Origin of the sequence: Pseudomonas duriflava (assembly GCF_007830155.1) — a bacterium.
Lineage (GTDB): Bacteria > Pseudomonadota > Gammaproteobacteria > Pseudomonadales > Pseudomonadaceae > Chryseomonas > Chryseomonas duriflava.
Genome location: NZ_VLKY01000014.1, coordinates 66,085 through 89,766, shown reverse-complemented (window position 1 = coordinate 89,766; position 23,682 = coordinate 66,085). Strand labels below are relative to the sequence as shown.

Below are 23,682 nucleotides of genomic sequence, written 5' to 3'. Positions count from 1 at the left end.
CTTAGCGGTGCTCAATCAGACGATCAAACTCGCCCAAGGCATTTAGCAAGGCAGTCACCGTGCTGAGGTTACTCTGATAGGCTACTTCCGCCATCGGCTTAATGCCCGAGCGCTCTGGAAGCCCGCAATCTGTCTCGATAATGACCTTCATACGAGGCAGAAAAATCCACTGCAGCCATTGTGAAAAGGTCAGCGTATCCACACAGAAAGGCTGTTGACTGGCGAGATCGGCAGGACTGGGAGACTCGTGCTCCCACCAGCCTAGCACCCGTAACTCCCGCTCGATCAGTAGTAACTGATCGGCCAACGCTACCAGACGACTGTCCATCACGTACCTACCTTAGCTCTCTGACGAGCTGCAGCCGCACCTGCAGCATCTCCCTGCCGCTCACGCGATTGCGCAATCAGCGACCACAGACTGGCCTGCAAGGCAGGACGTCCGCCAGCATAAGTCAGCCCTCGACGAGCCAGCTGCTCAGCCTGAGCGGCATCACCTTGAGCCAGGCGAACCTCGGCTAGACGATAAAGCACCTGCGGCTCGCGTGGGGCAATTCGCATAGCGCGCTCTAAGCTTGATGAGGCACCATTTAGATCCCCTCCACTCTGCTGCTGCTGAGCAGTTGTCAGCAAAGCCAGTATCGGCCCATCTAGCTGCTCATCTGCGGCCAGGCCATTACCGCTGTTACTGGACGGGATACCTGTAGGGGCACTAGGAGTAGACGCTGGAGGTACGTAAGTGGAATTAGATGATGGCGCTGCAGGCCCTTCCATAGAAGGGCCAATCGTAATCGGCCCTGTAGAAATCGGGGCACTGGCAGGAGCTGCCGGAAATGTTTGAATCGGCGCAGCGTTATCGCCCGGCACCATGACGGTTACGCCACTGTCCTGCGGTACGCTAGCATACGCTCCTGTATTAGACGTCATGGTACGGCCAACAGGCGCTGGCGCATTGCTTCGCGCCAACTCCTGGTTAGAAACCGCCGTACTGGCATCGACAACAGGGATGGAGCCGCGCTGTGGCGTGGCACAACCAGTGAGAACTACCGTGGCGGCCAGTGCCGCCCATACCGTTTTCGTCACGCTCTACCCTCTCAATTCAACCAACCACGCACCCAGTCCATAACAGAGTCGGATGGAGATTGTCCTCCACAGGCCGGACCGGGAGCAGGCTCACTCCCTCGAATATAAGGCATTTGTACCGCACCCGGACAACTAGGATCAGTGCCCTGGCCAGTGGCTGGGTTAACCCATGCCTGAACAATATTATCGGGTGTAGGCAAGTCCAATGACTGGGGCTTTGCTCGCTTCATGAAGCCGGTCCACACCTGCAGGGCACCCGTCGCACCTGTAAGGGGCGTCTTACCATTGTCATCACGCCCCATCCATACCACGGCAAGGAGATCCTGGCTGAAGCCAGCGAACCAACTGTCCCGAGAGTCGTTCGTGGTACCCGTCTTACCTGCCAGATTCAATGCTGGTGACAGCTGTGTATAAACCGAACGGCCTGTCCCCTCTCGCATAACGCGCTGCATTGCATACTGTACTAGATAGATCGCACCGGGATCGAAACGTTGCTGGATCTGGAAAGGATATCGCTTGAGTGGCTCCCCATCGGCAGCCAATACGCTACGGATGCTGCGCAACGGCGTATTGAAACCACCGTTGGCCAGGGTCTGGTACATGGTAGCCACCTCCATAGGAGTTAACGCACCGGCACCCAGCAAGGTAGAGGGGTATGGCTGCATGGAGCGGCTCACACCCAAGCGCTCAACGGTTTTGAGAACTTCTGGCACACCGATATCCAATCCCAGGCGCGCCGTAGACAGATTATAAGAATGCGCCAACCCCTGATAGAGGAAGATAGTACCGTGCGCCTGCCGTTCATAGTTCTGCGGTCGCCAGACCTGACCATCCCCGGTCTTGACGGAGAATGGCTCATCCTTGATTAGAGTGGTCAGCGTGTACTGGCTCGGACGCTCTAAAGCGGTGAGATATACGGCAGGCTTGATCAGCGAGCCGATCTGGCGAACCGCATCCAAAGCGCGATTGTACCCAGCGAAACGTGGATCACGGCCCCCTAGCAAGGCCTGAACCTCTCCCGTTTCAGGGTTCGTCACGACCATGGCTGACTCGATATTCTCGACACCCTTGCGCCCATCCAGACGCTTCATGGTTTCGGCCATGGCACTTTCGGCCTTGGTTTGCAGGATCGGGTCAAAGCTCGTAAAGATACGCAGACCTTCTTCCGTCAGGTCTTCTTCACGGTAATCCTGCCGCAGCTGGCGCTTGACGAGATCCAAGAACCCTGGAAACGAACTGTTTGTCAGAGATCCCGATTTAGTCAGGCCCAAGGGACGCTGCTTGGCAATGGCGGCCTCTTGAGCAGTGGCCACACCTTGCTCTGCCATGAGGTCGATGACCAGATTACGACGTTCCAGGGCACGGTCTGGATAACGACGCGGGTTATAATAGGATGGCCCTTTGACCATTCCCACCAGCAGTGCTACCTGATGCAGTTTAAGCTCGGACAGCGGCTGTCCGAAGAAGTACTGGCTGGCCAAGCCGAATCCATGGATGGCTCTTGTACCGTCCTGCCCCAGGAACACCTCGTTGAGGTAAGCCTCCAGAATTTCCTTTTTGTCGTAATGAAGCTCCAGCAGCACAGCCATCATGGCTTCGGTGGCCTTACGCGTCAGGCTTCGCTCGCTGGTCAGATAGAAGTTTTTGACCAGCTGTTGAGTCAGTGTACTTCCACCCTGCCGGAGTTGCCCGCTGCTCATGTTGACCCAGACTGCCCGGCCGATAGACCGGAGCGATACGCCATGGTGAGTCCAGAAGTCGCGGTCCTCGACGGCAACCAAACCGTCGATCAACGATTTTGGCGTCTGGTCCAACTTGACCAGAATACGGTCTTCGTTATGAGCCGGGTAGATTCCGCCGATTAACAAAGGTTCGAGGCGGGCCACCGCCAGGCTTGAGCCGTCTGAACTACTCAGACCGGAAACATAATCGCCAGAGAAGCGCACCTTGATCGAGCGTGCAGGTTCTTCGCCTTCATAGAATTGAAAGCCACGCGTATTGAGCTCTACGCTTGAGCCGGCCACAGAGACACTGCCTGGGCCCTCGACCGTTTTTTCGCGCCGGTAACCTAAAGCGTCAAGCTCGGTCAGGAAATCATCCTTGCCCAGCTTGAGTCCGGAGAACAACTCCAGCGGGCGAGCATAGACCTTGGCAGGAATAGTCCAGCGTTTGCCGGAAAACTTCTCCTGCACAATGGCATCGAGATAAATGGAAAATCCCGCCAAGACGACCAAACAGACCAGCCCTATTTTAAAGAGCCAGCCGGTAAGCGAACGCCAGTTGAAGGGTTGGCGAGTACGGGAGCGTGAGCGAGGGGATCGGGTGCGTTTCATGGCGGCGCATTATACGCACTTTGCAAACGTCAGGCAGACGCCAGCTAGCGGTTTGCAGGCTTCCGCACAACAGCCATAATGCAGCCCCCATTTTTACTGCCACGCCAAGGACCGTTTGTGAGCCAGATCCTGATCACTGCCCTTCAGAACCCGGCCCTCTACCCGCACCCGGTTACCGCGTTCGCTGTAATCGAGACCCATATCTCCTGGGTCATCTTGACGGGTGAGTACGCTTATAAAATCAAGAAATCGGTCAATTTCGGCTTCCTCGACTTCACTACCCTTGAGGCTCGCGAGCATTTTTGCCGTGAAGAAGTGCGCCTGAATCAACGCCTCACTCAAGATCTCTATCTCGATGTGCTACCTATTACAGGCTGTCCGGAGGCTCCACAGCTGAACGGTGAAGGGCCCGTCATTGAATACGCCATAAGAATGCGTGAATTTCCGCAAAGCCAATTGCTTAGTGAGATTGAGCAGCGCGGCGAGCTGAAGGAGTGGCATATCGATGCCCTGGCCGAACAGATTGCCCGCTTCCATCAGGCGGCACCGGTCGTAGACGACCGAAACGACTTGGGCTCCCCTGAGTCCGTCATGGCGCCAGTACGGCAGAATTTCGAGCAGATTCGCCCTTTATTGGATCAGCCTGAAGACCTGGCTCAACTGGATCAACTTGAAGCGTGGGCCGAGGAGCACTTTGCCCGCCTGCGTCCATTATTTGAGCGCCGCAAGGCGGAAGGTTTTATCAGGGAATGTCACGGCGATATCCATTTGGCCAATGTGACTCAGTTGGATAGAGATGTTGTACTGTTCGACTGCATCGAGTTCAACGAGCCGTTCCGTATGACGGATGTACTGGCCGATACCGCCTTCCTGGCCATGGATCTGGAGGATCGTCATCACAGGGCCCTGGCGCATCGGTTCGTTAATGCATATATCGAGCAGACCGGGGATTATACCGGTCTGCATGTTTTGCCGTTCTACAAGGCCTATCGGGCTATGGTTCGGGCCAAGATCAACCTGTTCCAATATGGTCAGGTTTCGGACCCGGTACGAAAAGCCGAAATCTTGAAGCGTTACCGGAATTACACGAACCTGGCCGAGCGCTACTGTGCCATTCCGTATCAGGTACTGGCGATTACCCATGGCGTTTCGGCGGTAGGCAAAAGTACAGCCGCGCTGAGGCTGGTTGAGGCGCTAGGAGCCATTCGTGTGCGCTCCGATGTAGAGCGCAAGCGGATAATCAAGGACAGCGATCCTGACGTGCTCTATAGCGCTGCAGCAGGCCACGCCACTTATGCTCGACTGCATGAACTGGCCGCTGAGATTCTCAAGGCAGGTTATCCCGTCATTCTGGATGCTACTTATCTCAAGCTTGAGCCGCGACGGGCCGCAGCGGCTGTGGCCGAAGCTGCTGGCGTACCCTTTCTGATCCTTGACTGCCATGCTCCTGAAACGGTCATCGCTCAATGGCTAGCGGAACGTCAGGCCGAAAGACGTGATCCTTCCGATGCGACCTTACCCGTTATCCAGGCGCAGCAGGAGAGTCGTGAGGCCCTCACGTCTGAAGAAAAAGCATTCAGCCAACCGCTAGACATGACCGACATGGAAAGCCTTGAGCGGATGGTCGCCACCTTCCAGCACAAGATATCAGCGCTCTAATCTTTTACTCATACATCAACTGCCCTGCTGGCACCGGGATAAGCGCTACACTAGAAACAGCACTCGTATGAGTGCGTTTATGCGAGCACTTAGACGACCCGGGCCTGGAGGGCACGATGAGTGACGAGTTGCTGTTGTTGAAGAATTTAGGCAAGACCTCGGTTCTGTGGCTGCATGCCGTTGGGATCCGTACAGTGGATGAGCTTAGAAACAGGGGTTCCGCTGGCGCATACATGGCAGTCTGCGCACGAGGATTTCGAACGTCCAAGGTCTTGCTCTACGCCATTGAAGGCGCTTTGCTGGATATTCACTGGAATGAGTTAACACCACAGCACAAGCAATCACTTTTGGCTCAGGCTCAGGCGCTAGCCCTGGAACTCGATTTAGCTCACAAGCTCCGATGAAGAGCATTTACGTCTCGCAACGGCCCGCTTATTGTGCGAATCACTTCACACCTCTGATAAAGGATTCAGAGCATGTATCTTCTTGGCGAGCAGCCTACTTATGCCACTCGGCTGATTAGCCGCCTGCAAAATATACCAGCGCAATTGCTGGATGGCCTGGCGCCTTCGGGTGAGCCGGTCAAATTTGCACAGGTCAACGGTCTGAGTGATCTCGAGCCGGCCAATCATCTGTTCCTAATCAAACACGGTCTGCTGCATGCATCTGTGGATGGACGCCCCTTGTTCTACTTGCAGGAAGGCGACCTCGTTGGCATGCGACAGGGACTTGATCTGCCGGAATGCCGCTATGAAAGTGACGAGCCGGTAGAACTGCTCCCCTATCGACGTGCAGAGGTCTTTCGGCATATTCACGAAAGCGAGAAACGTCAGGAACTGCTCCTTCAATACCTCATAGGCCAGACCGCCTTGCTCAGTGACGCTCTGGTTAGACTGAAACCCCATGACGTTCGCCCGGTTACCGGCTTCAAGCATTTTGCAGTAGGAGACGAGCTGATCCGCCAGGGAGAAGATGCCGATCATGTCTTCATCATTATTGAGGGGCATGCCGAAGCCCAAGTGGGTGGGCAGAAAGTTGGAGACGTATGCAAGGATGAAATCTTCGGCGCTATGGCGGTGTTTACTCGGGAGAAGCGCAGCGCTACGGTCGTAGCAACTCAACCTTGCACCGTGATGATTATTCCTAAAGATCAGTTCCTGAGCCTTATGTACAGCACGCCACGGATCGCTCACAACCTGATCGAAAGTATGGCGCGCCGGATTGATTTACTAAATAAGGAAGTCACTCAATTACGTCAGCACACGAAACCATGAAGGCCTTTTGCAACTGAGAATAAGAAATATTCTCGAATAGCTTGACATGCTAATGAGAATTGCTACTATTTGAATCAGCTGGTTGCGAGACCGGCTCTGATAACTGAGAGACTAGCAGGTCGGCCTTTCAGGTTATCTCCTCATCAGGCTAATCACGGTTTCGACCCGGCTCTGCCGGGTCTTTTTTTGTCTGAATTTTAGCCCGTGATCAATGCGTCGAGCACAAGCCGTACCATTTGATGAAAATCCTCCTGTCTCGTTTCTGGACTGAGATGCTCTGCTCTAAGCAGATGATCACTCACAGTCAATACCGCCAGAGCCTGCTTGTTAAGCGACGCCGCCAGCCCATAGAGCCCTGCTGCCTCCATTTCCACTGCCAGCACGCCCATGGCCTTCATGCAATCGAAAGCCAGATTATTAGGCTCATAGAACAGATCGGCTGAAAATACATTTCCTACCCGCACTGGCAGGCCCTGCCGAGCTGCCGTCGAAACGGTGGTCTGCAACAGATCGAAATCAGCGATGGCCGCATAGTCGAAACCGCCGAAACGCTTGCGATTGACGTTTGAATCTGTACTAGCCCCCATTGCGATCACGATATCGCGCAGGTTGATCTCGGCCTTGACTGAACCGCAACTGCCTACTCGTACGATACGCTGGACGTCGTAAAGCGAGTACAGTTCATGGGCATAGATTGAAATCGAGGGGATACCCATACCCGATCCCATTACTGAGACGCGCTGGCCGCGATACCATCCGGTAAAGCCCAACATGTTACGAATGCCGTTCACCTGCTGGACATTTTCCAAATAGTGTTCGGCGATCATGCGTGCCCGTAGCGGATCGCCCGGCATTAGGACGGTATCGGCAAAATCACCAGGATGGGCTTCGATGTGAGGGGTTGGCATTCAGCTGGCTCCGGCAGAACGATAAGAAGACGATGGAAACGAGGGAACCTGTATGGTGGGTTCCCTGAGAAGTACAAGCCGCGGCACTGGCTTGAAGGAGTCGCGTACTAGCAAGATGGTTTTCTTCATGACCACGCCTATAGACGCTTATGGATCAGCCGCTTGTCGGTGTAGCTGTTACCCAAATGGTAAGCGGCTCGTAATGCCAGGGCTGCCTCATTGGCCTGCGTCTGGTTTTGAGCATGCACCCAGCCCAGAGGACGCGTCTCGTCTACTCTCTCGCCCGGAAAAGCCAGGTCACTAAAGCCAACCGCCAGGTTCACGTGATCCTCAGGATGGTGACGGCCTCCGCCCAAGCTCACCACGGCCAGGCCGACCGCCCGAGTATCAACACTTATGACGAGCCCCTGCTCTGCCGGCCATACCGGCTGGCAAACAGGTGCAATGGGTAGGTAACGTTCAGGCGCCTCGGTTAAATCTAGCGGCCCTCCCAGGGCTCGCACCATATGAGCAAAGCGTTCTTTCGCCGACCCGCTTTTCCATGCATTGAGCAGACGCTCCCGCGCAGCCACTAGCGTGTCGGCTTGCCCGGCCATAACGAGCACTTCCTCCGCCAGCGCCAGCGTGACCTCCCATAGCCGTGCACTACGCACCTCGCCCTTGAGCAAGGCAATGGCCTCGGCAACTTCCAGGGCATTACCTGCACTGCGCGCCAGCGGCTGATTCATGTCGGTTATCAGGGTTCGGGTTTTCACACCGGCTCCCCTGGCTACTGCAACGATACTCTCGGCCAGATCATGGGCCTGTTGCGCCTCAGCCATAAATGCGCCATTGCCGGTCTTTACATCCATGACCAACACATCGAGCCCTGCTGCCAGTTTCTTAGCCAGGATGGAAGCGGTGATCAGATCGATAGACTCAACCGTGCCGGTAACATCGCGAATGGCATATAGCCGTTTATCCGCTGGGGCCAGGTTGGTCGTCTGTCCCACGATGGCGCATCCAACCTCCTTCACGACCTGCCGAAGTTGCTCAGGTGTCGGCTGGCAGTTGTAACCGGGGATACTGTCCAGCTTATCAAGGGTCCCGCCGGTATGACCGAGTCCACGCCCTGAAATCATCGGCACGAAACAGCCACATGCGGCCAATAGCGGCGCCAAGGCCAGGCTGACCAAGTCACCAACCCCACCGGTAGAGTGCTTGTCCACAACGGGCCCCGGCAGGTTCCATTGAAGCACCTGACCTGAATCGCGCATAGCGGTCGTCAAGGCGATACGCTCTTCAAGGGTCATTCCTTTGAGGAGAACGGCCATGGCAAACGCCGCGATCTGACCTTCGCTCAGGCTTGCGTCTGTAATGCCACGAACGAAGCGCCGAATATCGTCAGCATTCAATGCTAGCCCGTCACGCTTGCGACGGATGACCTCTTGGGCCAACCACATGCTAGTAGTCTCCCTGGGCCGTTGTACTTTCCTGACCTACATGACGGAGCAGATCGTTCAAAAGACTGGAGGCGCCCAAGCGCAAGTGAGAAGACTGAACCCAGCTGGCGTCCAAGTAGCGCTCGGCCTGTTCGATATACATTCGCGCATCGTCCAGAGTACGCATGCCGCCAGCCGGTTTGAAGCCGACACGCCCACCCTGTTCAGCGATGACACGCAGCATGATCTCAGCGGCTTCCGGTGTAGCATTGACCGCTACCTTTCCCGTACTGGTCTTAATAAAGTCGGCACCGGCAGCAATAGCATCACGACTGGCGAACTCGATTAATTCTGGATCGGCCAGCTCCCCGGTTTCCAGGATGACCTTGAGCAGGGCGTGCTCGCCGCAAGCAGTTTTGCAAGCCTGCACTAGAGCATGCCCTACGCTGCGGTCACCCTTCATGAGGGCCCGATATGGATAAACCACGTCGACCTCATCCGCCCCTGCCGCTACCGCTGCTCGGGTCTCCGCCGCCGCTCGCTCGATATCCGCATCGCCCTGGGGGAAATTGGTAACCGTCGCGATACGTACCAAGCCAGCGCCAAGGCGATCCAGAACCTGCCGGGCCAACGGCACGAAACGCGGATAAACGCAGACGGCAGCTACGGCGCCAACAGGCGTCAAGGCGCGCTCACAGAGAGCGGTAATCGTGGCGTCACTATCGTTACCGTTAAGTGACGTAAGATCCAGCAGACCGATAGCCTGCGTAGCAAGCGCCGTCGTTGCGGAATAACTCATGGCAAAACTCCAAAGCAAGGCAGTGAACCGGGCGCGGATAAACACCCGTATGGATCAAAGTGCAATGAAAAAACCGGCAATCGCTGCACTCATCAAATTGGACAACGTGCCGGCAATGACAGCCTTAACCCCCATACGTGCTAGGTCCTGACGTCGATTGGGAGCCATGACGCCCAGGCCGCCAAGCAGAATGCCGATTGATGACAGATTGGCGAAGCCGCACAAGGCAAACGTTGTGATGATTTGAGTCCGCTCAGACAAGATCTGGCGGCCTGTTTCAAGGGCCCTGGCAGGATCGATATAATTTGCCAGATCTACATAGGCAACGAACTCGTTGAGCACGATTTTCTGACCGATAAGGCCTCCTGCCTGGATGGCCTCGTTCCAGGGAACGCCAAGCACAAAGGCCAGCGGCGAGAAAAGGTAACCTAGTACCAGTTGCAAACTGAGCTGTGGATACCCGACCCAGCTACCAGCCCAGCCCAACAAGCCATTGAGCAAGGCGATTAGGGCAATGAACACAAGCAGCATGGCGCCCACATTCAAGGCCAATGCCAGACCACTAGATGCGCCAACTGCCGCAGCATCGATCACGTTAGCCGGTTTTTCACCGTCTGTATCAAGCACATTACGCAACGTATCGTGGGGCTTTTCAGTTTCCGGCATCATTAGCTTGGCCATCAGCAAACCGCCTGGCGCAGCCATGAAGCTGGCGGCAATAAGGTATTTCAGGTCGATACCAAGACTGGCATAGCCAATCAGTACCGAGCCCGCTACCGAGGCCACACCGCCGACCATTACTGCAAAGAGCTCCGACTGAGTCATGGTGGCTATAAAAGGCCGGATGACGAGGGGGGCCTCGGTCTGCCCGACGAAAATATTTGCTGTTGCGGACATGGACTCGGTACGACTGGTCCCTAGCAGCCAGCGCAGCGGTGTACCGATCAGGCGAATGATCAGCGTCATAATGCCCAGGTAATACAGCACAGAAATAAAGGCGCTGAAGAATACGATAACCGGCAAGACCTTAAGCGCAAAGATGAAGCCCCCGCTGCCGAAGAGCTCGAACATTTTGGGACTGCTTAGGCCACCAAACAGAAAATCGATACCCTGGTTGGCATACCCCTGCAGGGACGCCACTCCGCTGGATGCAGCCGCTAGCGTTGATTGCCCCCATGGTACATACAGGGCGAAGGCGCCCAATGCTGCCTGAATCAGGAACGCGCAACCTACCGTACGCCAGTTGATGGCGCGTCGATGGGCGGATAGTGCAACAGCAATCGCAACGAGTACGGCCATCCCGACAAGACTGATCATGGTGTCGTCTCCTAACACACAAGAAGGCTATGCATCCCTTCTAAACCGAAGGAAGATGCTGCGGTAACGTTAGAAAGAATCGAAAGCACCAGGAAGCAATTCTGGAAGCGTCCATACTTTTGTCACTGCAGGGTTGCTTCCCTGGCAGATCACCACGGCATCGGGTGCCATCAGCTCGATTAGTACCTGCCTACAGGCGCCGCAGGGGCTGATCAGTTCGACATTGGGTGCATAGACAGCAATTGCTTTGAAGCTTCGCGGCGGCAGACCCTGGCTTACGGCGGAAAACAAGGCGCTGCGCTCAGCACAGTTGGTCAGCCCATAAGAGATGTTTTCCACGTTGCATCCGCGAACTACTCCGCCCTGTGCAGTCAGGAGCGCAGCACCCACGGGAAACTTCGAATAAGGAGAGTAAGTAAGCGTGGCGGCTATTTTCGCCTCCTCAAGTAGATAGCCCTGAGGAATCGAGGCGTTTTCGTTCATGTTATTACCTATGGTCTGTTGGCGGGCCGGTACTGTAACGAGCCTAGAGCGCCGTGGTAGAGAGTCAGATCAGAATTGATAACCAACCCCAAAGTAGTAGCCCCATCCATTGGAGCGCGCCCGGAACGGTCCCTCGCCAAAGTTCAGCTCAGTATCATCCTTCCACTGTCCGCCATTATGGAAATAACGGCCGACAGCCATGAAGCGCAGGTGCGTAAAGGAATACAGAAGTACGTTGGTCGCCACGGTAGCGTTAGCGGTACGAGACGGGCCGGCCTTGTCGTGCAGATCCGAGCCAAAGTCAAAATTGGTAAAACCTATATATGTCAGTGAGGCACCGTTACTGAACGCCCCCAGGGGCAGGATGTACTTTAGTTGAGCGCGGTAACCGTCCCATGAGTATTCATTTGCGGCGCCGTAGTTTTCCCATTGCCGCCGGGCATAGAAATTGGCGGAAAGACTGAGCGGCGTACCCGTCTCGATATCTGTACCCAGCCCGCTATAAAGGGTATTGCCGCGGTTGTCGCTGTTATGACCATGGTCATAAATCCAATCAAAAGCGACATAGAACTCCTTGAACGGCCCGAACCCAAGTTTGCGGCCCAACAGCTCGTCAATGGAAATACGAGGCTCATGCTCCATAAAGACCGGCGAGCCCTTGTCCCATACCCCGTTGTCGTGGCTGTTACCAATGCCCAGCACTTTAGGAATATCGATATAGCCGTATAGTTCGAAAGGCCCCTTGCGACCGAAATATTCATATTCCAAGTAGATGTCATCAACCGGCTGCGGCCCAAAGCTGATGTCCTTGCTGCCTATCAAAGTGAAGTTCTGGTTGTACCAGGAGGAGAGGTATTTTCCCTTGTCGACCGGCTCGGTGATTTCGTAGCTCAACGTTTCGCCCTGCGCACTATCGCGGCCTTCGGCCGGCGGCGTAGCACTCCAGGCAGGCCGGCTGACGCCTGACACGAACATTAAGATCACTAGAACAGTGCCCCATCCAGCAGGCGATAAGGATGAAGAACGGAAAGCTTCACGTAGCTCCACGGTTACGCTCCTTCAAAATCGAACATCTGCCAAGCCAGGCACTGCAGGGGAGCTACGAGCTCGAACCTACCTAAAGTGACAACATTCAGAAATGGTTACTTATGGATACATCTTGAAAACGGGAGGGAGCGCAAGCATGTGCCGTGCCAAACCTGACCGATCAGACAGGAATAGCACAAACGCATATTTTCCTTGGGATCTATAGACTGCGGCCTTCGCACATGACGTCTGATGTGCCCTGTTTAAGGCGACTGAAGAATGACAGCGCACCGCAATAGATCACAGAGCAGACAGGGGCAACCCGCAGCGTCATGCTATGTGCACGGTAACGGAGCGGGCTTCACGGCAGTAACATACCGCGATAGACCTGTCGCAGCTTGATTACATAAGTTGAACGATCAGAGGATGTTGGAGCGTCAAAGCAACCGGCGTGATATGCACACCGTAGGCAAGCACCTCGACACCAGCCTCCTGTGCGTCACATAAGGCCCGCGCATAAGCGGGATCGATATCATCTGCTGGCCGCACGGCCTCAATACCGTTCAAATTAACGCAATACAGCAGAACCGCACGATTTCCAGCCCGAGCCAAGGCAGCCAGTTCACGCAGGTGCTTGGCTCCGCGGATCGTCACGGCATCAGGAAAAGCCGCTACGGCAGAACTGTCATACCCCAGCGTAACGCTTTTTACCTCTACGAAGACCTCTCCCATAGGATAAGAGAGCCTAAAGTCGGCACGGCTATTCTCAGTACCATAGGGCACTTCACGGCGTAAGCCAGTAAAACCGGCAAGTTCAGTAATCGTACCGGCCAACAAGGCCTCTTCGACAAGCTGGTTAGCCCGCCCCGTATTGATACAGGCCAACCGGCCGTGCGGCGTTTCCACCAGCTCCCAGGTACCTGGCAGTTTACGCTTGGGATCACTGGAGCGGCTGAACCAGATCCGCATGCCCTCCCCCTGGCAATTGAGCATCGAGCCAGTATTAGGGCAATGAATCGTGATCAACTCACCTGTGACGGTCTCGACATCGGCTAGAAAGCGCTTGTAACGACGAATCAGGCGTCCTTCTTCCAACGGAGGATCAAACTGCATAGCGCCTCCCCTTCATGAAATCCAAACTCATGACTGCCACGTCTTCAGGCCACGTGCGATTCGTGTAACCGCCTCCTCAAGACGCGGCAAGCTCTGGGTATAGGCAAACCGCACATGCTTCCCAGCCCGGTAATGGCCAAAATCGAGACCCGGCGTAAACGCTACATGCTCCGTCTCGATAAAGTGCTGGCAAAATGCATACGCATCACCGCCAAAAGCCGACATATCGGCATAGAGATAGAAAGCACCTTCGGGCTCAACTTCGATATTGAACCCTAGCGCACGTAACGCTGGCAGAAGAAAGTCACGCCGGCGAGCAAACTCAGCACGTCGACTCTCGAAAATTTCATTAGCCTCAGGGGTAAAGCACGCTAGCGCAGCATGTTGCGCCACGGTGGAGGCACTGATGTAGAGATTTTGAGCCAGCTTTTCGAGCTCTGGGACTGCTTCGTCAGGTGCAACCAACCAGCCTAACCGCCAACCGGTCATGCCGAAATACTTTGAAAAACTGTTAAGCACGAAGGCGGTATCGTCTACTTCCAGTACGCTAGCCGCGTCCAGTCCGTACGTCAGGCCATGATAGATTTCATCTACCACCAGATGACCACCACGACGGTTCAATGTCTGGGAAAGCGCTGCCAGTTCATCTCGATGCAAGACCGTCCCGGTCGGGTTGGCCGGCGAGGCCACCAACGCGCCTACGCTATCATCTGTCCAATGCCGCTCGACCAGCTCCGGTGTTAATTGGTAGCGTGTTTCCGGCCCTACTGGCACCAGCTGCGCCGCGCCTTCGACCAAGCGCAGGAAATGCCGATTGCAGGGATATCCTGGATCAGCCAGTAGCCAATGTTTGCCTGGGTCCACCAGCAGAGCACTGGTCAACAACAGAGCCCCCGAACCCCCAGGTGTAATCATGATGCGTTCGGGATCAATCCTGACGCCATAGCGCTCGGCATAAAAGCCTGCAATGGCTTCGCGCAGAGCCGGCAGACCACGAGCCGTCGTGTAACGTGTGGCACCCTCAGCCAAGGCAGCTTGCCCTGCTTTTATAACGGGCTCTGCGGTAGTGAAGTCCGGCTCGCCGATCTCTAGGTGAATGACATCGTGCCCTTCGGCCTGCAACTGATTGGCCCGCGACAGCAGCGCCATAACATGAAAAGGCTCAATGGCACGGCTGCGCGCACTAAATGAATTGGCCATGGTCTATCCGAACTTGTAAGAAAGAAGGAATTCTAACCAAGGCTATACAGATGGCACCAATAACGCACCAATGATCGGGGCTCCGGCAAACAAAGTAGCCGTACCCTTAGAAAGAAGGGATTTAGATAGTAGCGCCGCATCATGGCTTCTGGTAAGTTCGCCCGCTTGCATCCGCGGGGCCTCTTGCCCAGTCAAACATATCCAGCCTGCGGACAGGATTAGCGAAAGTGAGAGGGTCATCCATGCCGACCGACGCAAAACAGCAAAACGCCCCTTTGACCCGTGGCTTTGAGCCCTACAAGGAAGAGGCAGGCGAGGAATACATGAGTGAGCGCATGCGTGCGCACTTCACTGGTATTCTCAATAAGTGGAAGCAGGAGTTGCGGGAGGAAGTCGACCGCACCGTGAGCCACATGAAGGAAGATGCCGGCAGCCATGCCGACCCGGCCGACCGTGCTACACAGGAAGAAGAGTTCAGCTTCGAACTGCGTACGCGGGACCGTGAACGCAAGCTGATCAAGAAGATCGACGAGACGCTGCAGATGATCGAAGACAACGAATACGGCTGGTGCGAGTCGTGCGGTGTCGAAATCGGTATCCGCCGTCTCGAAGCCCGTCCAACAGCCAGCCTCTGCATTGATTGCAAGACGCTAGCGGAAATCAAGGAAAAGCAGGTCGGTTCCTGACCGATCCGGGGCGCTTCGGCGCCCCGTTTGCTATCTACAGCTCAGTTCACGTCATGACTGCTTACGTCGGCCGCTTCGCGCCTACTCCCAGTGGCTATTTGCATTTTGGCTCCCTTATCGCAGCTCTTGCTTCCTATCTGGATGCACGTGCCAAGCAAGGTATCTGGCGGGTTCGCATGGAAGACCTGGATCCCCCTCGTGAGGTACCCGGGGCTCAGGATGCTATTCTCCAAACGCTAGAACGTTACGGTTTTGAATGGGATGGCCCCATTGAGCGGCAAAGTGAACGCCACGAAATCTACGCCGCGACGGTTGCGCGCCTGATGCAAAGCGGTCTCGCCTACGCCTGCACGTGCTCGCGAAAGCAGCTCGAAGGGCTTGGCGGCCTCTACCCCGGGATCTGCCGCAATGCCCAGCACCTACCGCAGAAGGCCGCTATTCGTATTCGAGTACCCGAATTGGTCTATAGCTTTACCGACCGGGTACAAGGCACGTTTCAACAACATCTAGGCCGTGAAGTTGGCGATTTTATTATTTGCCGTCGAGATGGATTCTATGCCTATCAGTTAGCCGTTGTTCTGGACGATGCCTGGCAAGGCGTAACCGATATCGTTCGTGGCGCGGACCTGCTGGACTCTACGCCACGACAACTTTACTTGCAGGAGCTACTGGGCCTGTCGCAGCCACGCTATCTGCACGTTCCCCTGATTATCCAACCGGATGGTCACAAGCTGGGTAAATCCTATCGTTCGCCGCCACTCGCGGCCAACGAAGCCAGTTCGCTGTTGCTGCGCGGCCTGCGCGCTCTGAAACAACATCCGCCACAAGAATTAACGGGTGCTACCCCAGCCGAGATACTGCGCTGGGGCATCGCTCATTGGCAGCCTCAGGCCATCCCGCAGTGCCTGACGCTTCCCGAGGCAGACCTTTGCTGAAGGTTCAGTCGTTGCCATGTCAGCTAGGCTTCTACTTATGAAGGATGCAGGCCATGCCTAGCATCGGCTACCATCGGAACACGTCTGGCATGAGAACGCGTCATGTACATCTATCGGTTGGTCCTGCTTCTGGTTGTGGGCATCTATCTTTTTTCTCCTGCCATCATGGACTGGTGGATCGACCCGACTGGCGCTTGGTATAGACCTTACCTACTCTGGTTGATCCTCATCGTCGTCACTTTCATCCTTCAGAGTCAGCGCGATGCCGATGAGCTTTAGTCTGTCCCAACTGATCGCCATCAGCGCAGGCTACCTGCTGATTTTCTTTGGCGTAGCCTGGATGACCGAGCGGGGCTGGGTTCCCCGCCGCCTGGTTCGTCACCCCATTGTCTATACGCTCTCGCTGGGCGTTTACACCAGTGCCTGGGCCTTTTACGGCACGGTTGGCCTGGCTTATGACTATGGATACGGATTCCTTTCCTATTATCTAGGCCTGTGCGGCGCGTTTCTTTTAGCCCCCGTGCTGCTTTACCCCATCCTGCGCCTGACTCGTGCCTACCAGCTGTCCTCACTGGCCGACCTGTTTGCCTTTCGCTTCCGCAGTACCTGGGCAGGCGCCCTTACCACCCTACTTATGGTCATCGCCGTACTACCGCTGCTAGCCCTGCAGATCCAGGCTGTAGCAACCAGTACGGGAATCCTGATCAGTGCCCAAGCTCAAAACAGCACAGCACTGGCGTTTTGTACGCTAATAACCTTGTTCGCCATGCTGTTTGGCGCACGCCAGATCAGCGCCCGCGAACGCCACGAAGGGCTGGTCGTAGCCATTGCCTTCGAGTCGCTCGTAAAACTGATCGCACTGGGTGCAGTAGGTCTGACTACGCTTTACAGCGTATTCGATGGGCCGGAGGGGCTGGAGATTTGGCTGACACAAAACCAAACAGCTCTTTCCACCTTACATACACCTTTGCAGGAAGGTCCCTGGCGAATCCTGCTATTGGTTTTCTTTGCCGCCGCAATTGTGATGCCACACATGTATCACATGGCTTTCACCGAAAACATGAGTCCGCGAGCCTTGGTAAGCGCAAGCTGGGGTTTGCCTCTTTTTCTTCTGCTGATGAGCCTAGCCGTTCCGCCGATTCTCTGGGGTGGCCTTGCACTGGGCGCCCCGACCAGCCCTGAATATTTCACACTGGGGGTAGGCATGGCGCTGGATAATCCGCTCCTTGCCTTGATCGCTTTTATCGGTGGGCTTTCAGCAGCCAGTGGCGTCGTTATTGTGATGACCATGGCGCTCTCGGGCATGGTACTTAATCATCTGGTACTGCCACTCTACCAACCGCCGACCGACGGTAACATTTATCGTTGGTTACGCTGGACGCGTCGCGGGCTGATCGCAGCCATTATCTTGGCAGCGTACGGTTTTTACCGGTTGATTGGGGGAAATAGCGACCTGTCCAGCCTCGGAATTGTCGCTTTTGTTGCCACCGTACAATTCCTGCCAGGAGCGCTGTCCGTTCTCTACTGGCAGACCGCTAATCACCGTGGCTTTATCGCAGGCCTTTTGACTGGCATGGGATTATGGGTACTAACCATGCTGCTCCCAGCCATCGGGTTGCTGCAGGGCGTAACGGTCGGCCCCTTCTCCTATTATGTTGACGCGACCAACTGGCACTTGGCTGCCCTGACTTCGCTGGCGGCCAATGTATTGGTGTTCGCGCTGGTCTCGCTCTTTACCGAAGCCAGCCAAGAGGAAAAGAGCGCAGCGGAAGCCTGTGCTGTTGATAATGTCCGGCGCCCGCAACGACGCGAATTAATTGTCGGTTCCCCTCAGGAATTTGCTACGCAACTGGCCAAACCTCTCGGGGCCAAAACGGCCCAAAAAGAAGTCGAGCGCGCCTTGAACGATCTATTGCTCCCGTTCGATGAGCATCGTCCCTATGCGCTGCGCCGCCTGCGTGACCGTATCGAGGCCAACCTGTCTGGCCTGATGGGCCCCCGAGTTGCGCAAGATATTGTGGAAACATTCCTACCTTATAAGGAAGGTAGCGAGGCTTACGTCACTGAAGACATTCATTTCATTGAGAGCCGGCTGGAAGATTACCAATCCCGTTTGACCGGCCTTGCCGCCGAACTGGATGCCTTGCGTCGTTATCACCGGCAAACCTTGCAGGAGCTGCCAATGGGTGTCTGCGCCCTAGCTCAGGATTGTGAAATCCTCATGTGGAACCGGGCCATGGAAAAGCTGACCCGTATTGACTCCCTGCAGGTAGTAGGCTCTCGTCTTTCAGCACTGCCCGAACCTTGGAAGGCTCTTTTCGAAGGCTTTTTGGAGTCACCTGATCAACACCTCTACAAACAGCGCTTGGCCTTCGACAACGACCAACGCTGGCTCAACCTCCATAAAGCTACAATCGACGAACCGCTGGCACCTGGCAACAGCGGCACCGTACTGGTAGTTGAAGACATCAGCGAAACACAGATGCTGGAAGACCGCCTTATTCATTCTGAGCGGCTGGCCTCTATTGGCCGACTTGCGGCTGGGGTGGCTCACGAAATCGGCAACCCTGTAACAGGAATCGCTTGTCTTGCCCAAATTCTGCAGGAGGAGCGTGAGGCCGACGCAGAAATTCAGGAGATCAGCGGCCAGATCATTGACCAAACCCGCCGCATCACGCGTATCGTGCAATCCCTCATGAGTTTTGCCCATGCCGGTGGTCGGCAACACGACCCGGAACCCGTGCGCTTGTTGGATACTGCGCAAGAAGCCATTGCACTGCTGTCACTCAACCGGCGCAGCGTCGATGTACAGTTCCTCAACCTGTGTGATCCTGATCATTGGGTTATGGGTGACTCCCAGCGACTCGTTCAAGTCGTGATTAATCTGTTGTCTAATGCAAGAGATGCCTCGCCTGCAAATGGCACCATTTGTGTTCGCAGCGAAGCCGATGGACAAACGGTCACACTTATCGTCGAGGACGAAGGCTCCGGCATTCCAAAAGCCATAATTAGCCGCCTGTTTGAACCCTTCTTTACGACCAAGGACCCTGGTAAAGGAACGGGGCTTGGCCTTGCACTGGTCTATTCCATCGTGGAAGAGCATTATGGCGACATAATGATCGACAGCCCGATTGATCCTGTACAAGGCCGCGGTACACGCATACGCGTGAAGTTGCCGCGACATGTTGAACATACCGATCGAGCCGTAACCGGAATGTAGGGCGAACCCGTGTGCGCTACTGCCTGGCGCCTTTGCCCTGCCACCGTCGAGAGAGCCCAAACATGGCACATATACTGATCGTCGAAGACGAAACCATTATTCGCTCGGCCTTACGCCGCCTGCTTGAGCGCAATCAGTTCAGGGTCAGCGAAGCCGGCTCTGTGCAGGAGGCTCAGGAGCGCTACGACATTCCCTCGTTTGACCTCATCATTAGTGATCTACGCTTGCCCGGCGCGCCCGGTACCGAGCTGATTGATTTGGCAGCCGGCAAGCCTGTCCTGATCATGACGAGCTATGCCAGCCTACGGTCAGCCGTGGACTCGATGCGGCAAGGAGCCGTCGATTACATTGCAAAGCCGTTTGATCATGATGAAATGCTGCAAGCCATCGCAAGGATTCTGGTCGAGCGTGAACAGACTCAGACCTCTAGTGAACCTCGTACCGCTTCTCGCAGCGAAGGCACACCCGTTGCCGATAGCGATATTGGGATCATTGGCAGCTGCGCTCCAATGCAGGACCTGTATGGCAAAATCCGCAAGGTTGCGCCTACCGACTCGACCGTATTGATTCAAGGTGAGTCCGGCACCGGTAAGGAACTGGTTGCACGTGCGCTTCACAATCTATCCCGCCGCGTCAAAGCACCGCTCATTTCCGTCAACTGTGCCGCCATTCCGGAAACCCTAATCGAGTCTGAGCTGTTTGGTCATGAAAAAGGCGCTTTTACCGGTGCTAGTGCCAGCCGTACCGGATTGGTCGAAGCCGCTGACGGCGGCACGCTCTTTCTTGATGAGATAGGCGAGCTTCCTCTAGAAGCGCAAGCTCGCCTATTGCGTGTTTTACAAGAGGGCGAAATTCGTCGCGTTGGCTCTGTACAGTCGCAGAAAGTTAATGTACGCCTGATTGCAGCCACGCACCGTGACCTGAAAAGCCTGGCGAAAGTTGGTCAATTCCGTGAAGACCTCTATTACCGTTTGAATGTGATTGCTCTACGTCTTCCGCCTTTACGTGAGCGCGGCAACGATGTTTTGGAAATCGCTCGGGTCTTTTTAGCGCGCCAGGCTAACCGCATGGGCCGTGACCCCATGTATTTCAGCCAGGATGCCGAACTGACTATTCGTCATTACTCATGGCCAGGCAATGTGCGTGAGCTGGAAAATGCCATAGAGCGCGCCGTCATATTGAGTGAAAAGCAGGAAATCGAGCCCGATCTATTGGGCATCGACATCGAGCTGGAAGATCTAGACTTAGGCAATCATTTTCTTGAGCCCCTGGATTCGCCTTTAGGCGGTGCCAATGATGGTCATGAGCCTACCGAAGATTTGTCACTAGAAGATTATTTCCAACATTTCGTTCTTGAGCACCAAGATCACATGACTGAAACCGAGCTGGCCCGCAAATTGGGTATCAGCCGCAAATGTCTTTGGGAGCGCCGCCAGCGCTTAGGTATTCCCCGGCGAAAAACGGGCGCTACCAGCACTGACCTGTCCTAGGGTAAAAAACCGCATCGTTACTGATGCGGTTTTTTTAACTGCCCGGTAACACTTACCCTCCCTCCTAAAAGTGTTACCGCCGTTACAAGGACGGGGTAAACGGTAACGGTTTTTTCATGTTGCCCTTCTAGGAAATCACTACATATATAGATAACTTATTGATTATAAAGGATTTTCAAAAGTTGGCACAGGAACTGCTTTCTTAATGGCACAACAAGAATAAGAAACAGATAAAAGATAATAAGAACAAGACGTAGCGACTCCAGCACAATAAGAACAAGCAGGCGGAGGCGTAGCTAACTGATCATTTTGGAGAAGAGTCGTATGGCGGACCACTTGGACCGCACCAGGCTGAGAACAATAAAACTGTCTCAAGACAGCGACCGCACTGGATTAGATCACACGTGATCATGACGAGCTCAGCGTCCAAAGTAATCCGTTTGCTCTTGGCCCCAAATTTGGGAGCCCTCCCGGCGGCAGGTATCCGATCGGGACGGACCACACAAGAAAAACAACAGGTCCGATACAACAATAAAAACAAAGCACGTACCAATTTGGGGGGGAGCTTCGGCTCCCCCAGTGCCTTGATAAGTCGCCCTCCTCGTACAAGATCCCCCTCCGCAATGCTAGAATCCGCTATAACCGCGGGTCTTCGCCTGCTCCGCCGACCTCAAGAACAGTACTATCAATGCTGAAAAAGCTGATCCAGTCCCTGCGTTCGCCGCTACGTCGCGCGCCTAACAAGCCAGAAACACCTGCCGTGATTCCTCGCAGCCAGCATGCCTTGGAACGCGAGCAAATTAGCCGTTATGCTCTAAGCGTCGTGGACCGCCTGGAAAAAGCAGGCTACCAAGCCTACTTAGTAGGCGGCTGCGTACGCGATCTTCTATTGGGCGTAGAGCCCAAAGACTTCGACGTGGCCACCAATGCCACACCCGAGCAAGTCCGAGCGGAGTTCCGCAATGCCCGAGTAATTGGGCGCCGCTTCAAGCTGGTGCATGTCCATTTCGGCCGGGAAATCATCGAGGTGGCTACGTTCAGGGCTAACCATTCCGAGGATGATGGCGAAGAGGATGCGACCCAATCAGCGCGCCACGAAAGCGGCCGGATATTGCGGGACAATATTTATGGCAACCAAGAGCAGGATGCTCAACGCCGCGACTTCACCATTAACGCCTTGTACTACGATGCGACGCAAGAGCGGATCTTGGACTACGCCAATGGCGCATCTGACATTCGCCATCGCCTGATCCGCCTGATCGGCGATCCTGAACAACGATATCAGGAAGACCCGGTGCGCATGCTGCGGGCCGTGCGTTTCGCAGCCAAGCTCGATTTCGACATAGAAGCGCAGACGGCAGCACCAATTCAACGGCTAGCTCCCTTGCTGCGGGACATTCCCGCTCCCCGCCTCTTCGATGAAGTACTCAAGCTGTTTTTAGGCGGCCATGCTGAACGGACCTTTGAGCTCCTACTCGCCTATGATTTGTTTGCTCCTTTGTTTCCTGCCAGTGCCGAAGCTCTCGCACGTAACCCTGACTATACGAGTCGCTTGATTCGTCAGGCACTTGCCAATACCGATACCCGAATTCGCGAAGGAAAGCCTGTTACTCCGGCCTTCCTGTTCGCTGCCCTACTCTGGCCAGCGCTACCTGCTCGCGTGATTTACCATCAGGAGCAAGGGCTTCCGCCACTACCCGCCATGCAGGAAGCGGCTCATGACCTGACCCTGGAGCAATGCCGCCGTATTGCCATACCCAAGCGCTTTACCATTCCCATGCGTGAAATCTGGGACATGCAGGAACGCTTGCCGCGCCGACAAGGTAAGCGAGCCGACATGCTGCTAGAAAATCCTCGGTTCAGGGCGGGTTACGATTTTCTATTACTGCGAGAGAGCGCAGGCGAACAGACAGGCAACCTTGGTCAGTGGTGGACCCGTTATCAGGAGTTAAGCGATAGCCAGCGCCGCGAGATGATTCGTGCGTTAAGCCTGGAAGACGCCAAGGGTCCGGCACGTAAACGCCGCCGCGGCAGCTCTCGCAAACGCCATGCACCTGGAGCCGATAAACCTACTCAAGGTACTGATGAATAATGGAGCGCGTTTATATTGGTTTAGGCAGCAACCTAGCCCAACCACGCGATCAACTGACTTCAGCGCTTGAGGCTCTGGCACTGCTGCCTGCCTCCCGACTCGTAGCACGCTCGTCCTTTTATGGTAGCGATCCGCTGGGGCCTGCCGATCAGCCCCGCTACGTCAATGCGGTCGCAGCACTTGAAACGGAGCTGGCCCCACTCGATTTACTGGATGCTCTACAAGCAATCGAGCAGCAGCAGGGACGTGAACGCAAAGGTGAACGTTGGGGGCCCCGCACGCTTGATCTGGACATTCTGGTGTTTGGCCCGCAGCGGATCGATGGGCCCCGTCTTACAGTGCCGCACTATCACATGCATGCCCGGGCTTTTGTTCTTTACCCGTTGGCTGAGATCGCGCCGGACCTCATTCTGCCAGACGGCCAGCCGCTCAGTGCCCTCCTGGAGGACTGCCCTTATGTTGGGCTCGAGCGGCTTGAAGAGTAAAACCGCACAGTCATAGTGTTACCGTAACGCTCCGGTAACACGCTTTAATTGACTTCACTTCCCCCCGCCGGGACTATAGGCATCGATTTGTCTGGCGGATGCGTTATGACTGCCTATAAATACTGTGTCCAAACACGTGCGCCCGCTGAAGACAAGTCACC

At 55.3% G+C, this 23,682-nt stretch carries 21 protein-coding genes; 10 read left to right on the top strand and 11 right to left on the bottom strand.

Annotation, left to right across the window (positions count from 1 at the left end):
- Position 1: 1 nt before the first annotated feature.
- From IQ22_RS18535 to mrcB, 3 genes are read right to left on the bottom strand one after another with little or no spacing between them, the layout of a single operon-like run.
- Positions 2 to 328, bottom strand: coding sequence for a YqcC family protein (locus IQ22_RS18535; protein ID WP_145144746.1), 327 nt, complete (start codon positions 326 to 328; stop codon positions 2 to 4).
- Positions 328 to 1,080, bottom strand: coding sequence for a tetratricopeptide repeat protein (locus IQ22_RS18530; RefSeq protein ID WP_145144744.1), 753 nt, complete (start codon positions 1,078 to 1,080; stop codon positions 328 to 330). Before IQ22_RS18530 ends, IQ22_RS18535 begins: the two co-directional genes overlap by 1 nt.
- Before the next feature lie 11 nt (positions 1,081 to 1,091).
- Positions 1,092 to 3,413 carry a penicillin-binding protein 1B gene (gene mrcB / locus IQ22_RS18525; RefSeq protein ID WP_145144742.1) on the bottom strand — a complete coding sequence of 774 codons (2,322 nt, stop codon included), beginning with the start codon at positions 3,411 to 3,413 and terminating at the stop codon, positions 1,092 to 1,094.
- 117 nt (positions 3,414 to 3,530) lie between these two features.
- Here mrcB and IQ22_RS18520 point away from each other — a divergent pair, with 117 nt between their 5' ends.
- The 3 genes from IQ22_RS18520 to IQ22_RS18510 all read left to right on the top strand — a co-directional run bounded on the left by IQ22_RS18520 (position 3,531) and on the right by IQ22_RS18510 (position 6,346).
- Positions 3,531 to 5,072: a bifunctional aminoglycoside phosphotransferase/ATP-binding protein gene (locus IQ22_RS18520; RefSeq protein WP_145144740.1), complete on the top strand. Its 1,542-nt coding sequence runs from the start codon at positions 3,531 to 3,533 to the stop codon at positions 5,070 to 5,072.
- A gap of 116 nt (positions 5,073 to 5,188) precedes the next feature.
- Entirely contained in the window at positions 5,189 to 5,476 is a 288-nt protein-coding gene (locus IQ22_RS18515; RefSeq protein WP_145144738.1) for a TfoX/Sxy family protein, read from the top strand.
- A 72-nt stretch (positions 5,477 to 5,548) separates the two neighbouring features.
- Entirely contained in the window at positions 5,549 to 6,346 is a 798-nt protein-coding gene (locus IQ22_RS18510) for a cyclic nucleotide-binding domain-containing protein (protein ID WP_145144736.1), read from the top strand.
- A gap of 197 nt (positions 6,347 to 6,543) precedes the next feature.
- Here the strand turns inward: IQ22_RS18510 and deoD are convergent, their stop codons facing one another.
- The 8 genes from deoD to IQ22_RS18470 form a co-directional block, all read right to left on the bottom strand.
- The gene (gene deoD, locus IQ22_RS18505) at positions 6,544 to 7,254 is read right to left on the bottom strand and encodes a purine-nucleoside phosphorylase (RefSeq protein WP_145144734.1); all 711 of its coding nucleotides are present in this window, start codon (positions 7,252 to 7,254) and stop codon (positions 6,544 to 6,546) included.
- Positions 7,255 to 7,391: 137 nt separating this feature from the next.
- Positions 7,392 to 8,696, bottom strand: coding sequence for a thymidine phosphorylase (deoA, locus tag IQ22_RS18500; protein WP_145144732.1), 1,305 nt, complete (start codon positions 8,694 to 8,696; stop codon positions 7,392 to 7,394).
- 1 nt (position 8,697) lies between these two features.
- Positions 8,698 to 9,474: a deoxyribose-phosphate aldolase gene (gene deoC / locus IQ22_RS18495; protein ID WP_145144730.1), complete on the bottom strand. Its 777-nt coding sequence runs from the start codon at positions 9,472 to 9,474 to the stop codon at positions 8,698 to 8,700.
- A 54-nt stretch (positions 9,475 to 9,528) separates the two neighbouring features.
- Positions 9,529 to 10,791, bottom strand: a complete 1,263-nt coding sequence (locus IQ22_RS18490; RefSeq protein ID WP_145144728.1) for a NupC/NupG family nucleoside CNT transporter — start codon at positions 10,789 to 10,791, stop codon at positions 9,529 to 9,531.
- A 69-nt stretch (positions 10,792 to 10,860) separates the two neighbouring features.
- Positions 10,861 to 11,274 (bottom strand): cytidine deaminase, encoded by a 414-nt coding sequence (locus IQ22_RS18485; RefSeq protein ID WP_145144726.1) that lies wholly within the window; start codon positions 11,272 to 11,274, stop codon positions 10,861 to 10,863.
- Between the two features lie 69 nt (positions 11,275 to 11,343).
- Positions 11,344 to 12,249, bottom strand: coding sequence for a nucleoside-specific channel-forming protein Tsx (locus IQ22_RS18480; RefSeq protein ID WP_145144762.1), 906 nt, complete (start codon positions 12,247 to 12,249; stop codon positions 11,344 to 11,346).
- Between the two features lie 453 nt (positions 12,250 to 12,702).
- The gene (gene sfsA / locus IQ22_RS18475) at positions 12,703 to 13,413 is read right to left on the bottom strand and encodes a DNA/RNA nuclease SfsA (protein WP_145144724.1); all 711 of its coding nucleotides are present in this window, start codon (positions 13,411 to 13,413) and stop codon (positions 12,703 to 12,705) included.
- A gap of 27 nt (positions 13,414 to 13,440) precedes the next feature.
- Positions 13,441 to 14,613, bottom strand: coding sequence for a pyridoxal phosphate-dependent aminotransferase (locus IQ22_RS18470; protein ID WP_145144722.1), 1,173 nt, complete (start codon positions 14,611 to 14,613; stop codon positions 13,441 to 13,443).
- A 242-nt stretch (positions 14,614 to 14,855) separates the two neighbouring features.
- Between IQ22_RS18470 and dksA the strand changes: the two genes are divergently transcribed.
- The 7 genes from dksA (at position 14,856) to folK (ending at position 23,521) form a co-directional block, all read left to right on the top strand.
- Positions 14,856 to 15,299 carry an RNA polymerase-binding protein DksA gene (dksA, locus tag IQ22_RS18465; protein ID WP_145144720.1) on the top strand — a complete coding sequence of 148 codons (444 nt, stop codon included), beginning with the start codon at positions 14,856 to 14,858 and terminating at the stop codon, positions 15,297 to 15,299.
- Positions 15,300 to 15,352: 53 nt separating this feature from the next.
- Positions 15,353 to 16,234, top strand: coding sequence for a tRNA glutamyl-Q(34) synthetase GluQRS (gluQRS, locus tag IQ22_RS18460; protein WP_145144718.1), 882 nt, complete (start codon positions 15,353 to 15,355; stop codon positions 16,232 to 16,234).
- 102 nt (positions 16,235 to 16,336) lie between these two features.
- Positions 16,337 to 16,513 carry a hypothetical protein gene (locus IQ22_RS18455; protein WP_010796831.1) on the top strand — a complete coding sequence of 59 codons (177 nt, stop codon included), beginning with the start codon at positions 16,337 to 16,339 and terminating at the stop codon, positions 16,511 to 16,513.
- The gene (locus IQ22_RS18450; protein WP_145144716.1) at positions 16,497 to 19,454 is read left to right on the top strand and encodes a sensor histidine kinase; all 2,958 of its coding nucleotides are present in this window, start codon (positions 16,497 to 16,499) and stop codon (positions 19,452 to 19,454) included. Before IQ22_RS18455 ends, IQ22_RS18450 begins: the two co-directional genes overlap by 17 nt.
- Before the next feature lie 62 nt (positions 19,455 to 19,516).
- Positions 19,517 to 20,944: a sigma-54-dependent transcriptional regulator gene (locus IQ22_RS18445; protein ID WP_145144714.1), complete on the top strand. Its 1,428-nt coding sequence runs from the start codon at positions 19,517 to 19,519 to the stop codon at positions 20,942 to 20,944.
- A gap of 688 nt (positions 20,945 to 21,632) precedes the next feature.
- Positions 21,633 to 23,036, top strand: coding sequence for a polynucleotide adenylyltransferase PcnB (locus tag IQ22_RS18440; protein WP_145144712.1), 1,404 nt, complete (start codon positions 21,633 to 21,635; stop codon positions 23,034 to 23,036).
- Entirely contained in the window at positions 23,036 to 23,521 is a 486-nt protein-coding gene (gene folK / locus IQ22_RS18435; RefSeq protein ID WP_145144711.1) for a 2-amino-4-hydroxy-6-hydroxymethyldihydropteridine diphosphokinase, read from the top strand. The genes IQ22_RS18440 and folK overlap by 1 nt, the downstream gene beginning before the upstream one ends.
- The last annotated feature ends 161 nt before the right edge of the window (positions 23,522 to 23,682 follow it).

What these genes read in the sequence shown, in the direction of transcription:
- IQ22_RS18445 (WP_145144714.1), top strand. Translation starts at nt 19,517, where the DNA reads ATGGCACATATACTGATCGTCGAAGACGAAACCATTATTCGCTCGGCC.
- IQ22_RS18490 (WP_145144728.1), bottom strand. Translation starts at nt 10,791, where the DNA reads ATGATCAGTCTTGTCGGGATGGCCGTACTCGTTGCGATTGCTGTTGCA.
- gluQRS (WP_145144718.1), top strand. Translation starts at nt 15,353, where the DNA reads ATGACTGCTTACGTCGGCCGCTTCGCGCCTACTCCCAGTGGCTATTTG.
- deoD (WP_145144734.1), bottom strand. Translation starts at nt 7,254, where the DNA reads ATGCCAACCCCTCACATCGAAGCCCATCCTGGTGATTTTGCCGATACC.
- deoC (WP_145144730.1), bottom strand. Translation starts at nt 9,474, where the DNA reads ATGAGTTATTCCGCAACGACGGCGCTTGCTACGCAGGCTATCGGTCTG.
- IQ22_RS18440 (WP_145144712.1), top strand. Translation starts at nt 21,633, where the DNA reads ATGCTGAAAAAGCTGATCCAGTCCCTGCGTTCGCCGCTACGTCGCGCG.
- IQ22_RS18470 (WP_145144722.1), bottom strand. Translation starts at nt 14,613, where the DNA reads ATGGCCAATTCATTTAGTGCGCGCAGCCGTGCCATTGAGCCTTTTCAT.
- mrcB (WP_145144742.1), bottom strand. Translation starts at nt 3,413, where the DNA reads ATGAAACGCACCCGATCCCCTCGCTCACGCTCCCGTACTCGCCAACCC.
- IQ22_RS18510 (WP_145144736.1), top strand. Translation starts at nt 5,549, where the DNA reads ATGTATCTTCTTGGCGAGCAGCCTACTTATGCCACTCGGCTGATTAGC.
- IQ22_RS18480 (WP_145144762.1), bottom strand. Translation starts at nt 12,249, where the DNA reads ATGTTCGTGTCAGGCGTCAGCCGGCCTGCCTGGAGTGCTACGCCGCCG.
- folK (WP_145144711.1), top strand. Translation starts at nt 23,036, where the DNA reads ATGGAGCGCGTTTATATTGGTTTAGGCAGCAACCTAGCCCAACCACGC.
- IQ22_RS18485 (WP_145144726.1), bottom strand. Translation starts at nt 11,274, where the DNA reads ATGAACGAAAACGCCTCGATTCCTCAGGGCTATCTACTTGAGGAGGCG.
- dksA (WP_145144720.1), top strand. Translation starts at nt 14,856, where the DNA reads ATGCCGACCGACGCAAAACAGCAAAACGCCCCTTTGACCCGTGGCTTT.
- deoA (WP_145144732.1), bottom strand. Translation starts at nt 8,696, where the DNA reads ATGTGGTTGGCCCAAGAGGTCATCCGTCGCAAGCGTGACGGGCTAGCA.
- IQ22_RS18450 (WP_145144716.1), top strand. Translation starts at nt 16,497, where the DNA reads ATGCCGATGAGCTTTAGTCTGTCCCAACTGATCGCCATCAGCGCAGGC.
- IQ22_RS18535 (WP_145144746.1), bottom strand. Translation starts at nt 328, where the DNA reads ATGGACAGTCGTCTGGTAGCGTTGGCCGATCAGTTACTACTGATCGAG.
- sfsA (WP_145144724.1), bottom strand. Translation starts at nt 13,413, where the DNA reads ATGCAGTTTGATCCTCCGTTGGAAGAAGGACGCCTGATTCGTCGTTAC.
- IQ22_RS18515 (WP_145144738.1), top strand. Translation starts at nt 5,189, where the DNA reads ATGAGTGACGAGTTGCTGTTGTTGAAGAATTTAGGCAAGACCTCGGTT.
- IQ22_RS18455 (WP_010796831.1), top strand. Translation starts at nt 16,337, where the DNA reads ATGTACATCTATCGGTTGGTCCTGCTTCTGGTTGTGGGCATCTATCTT.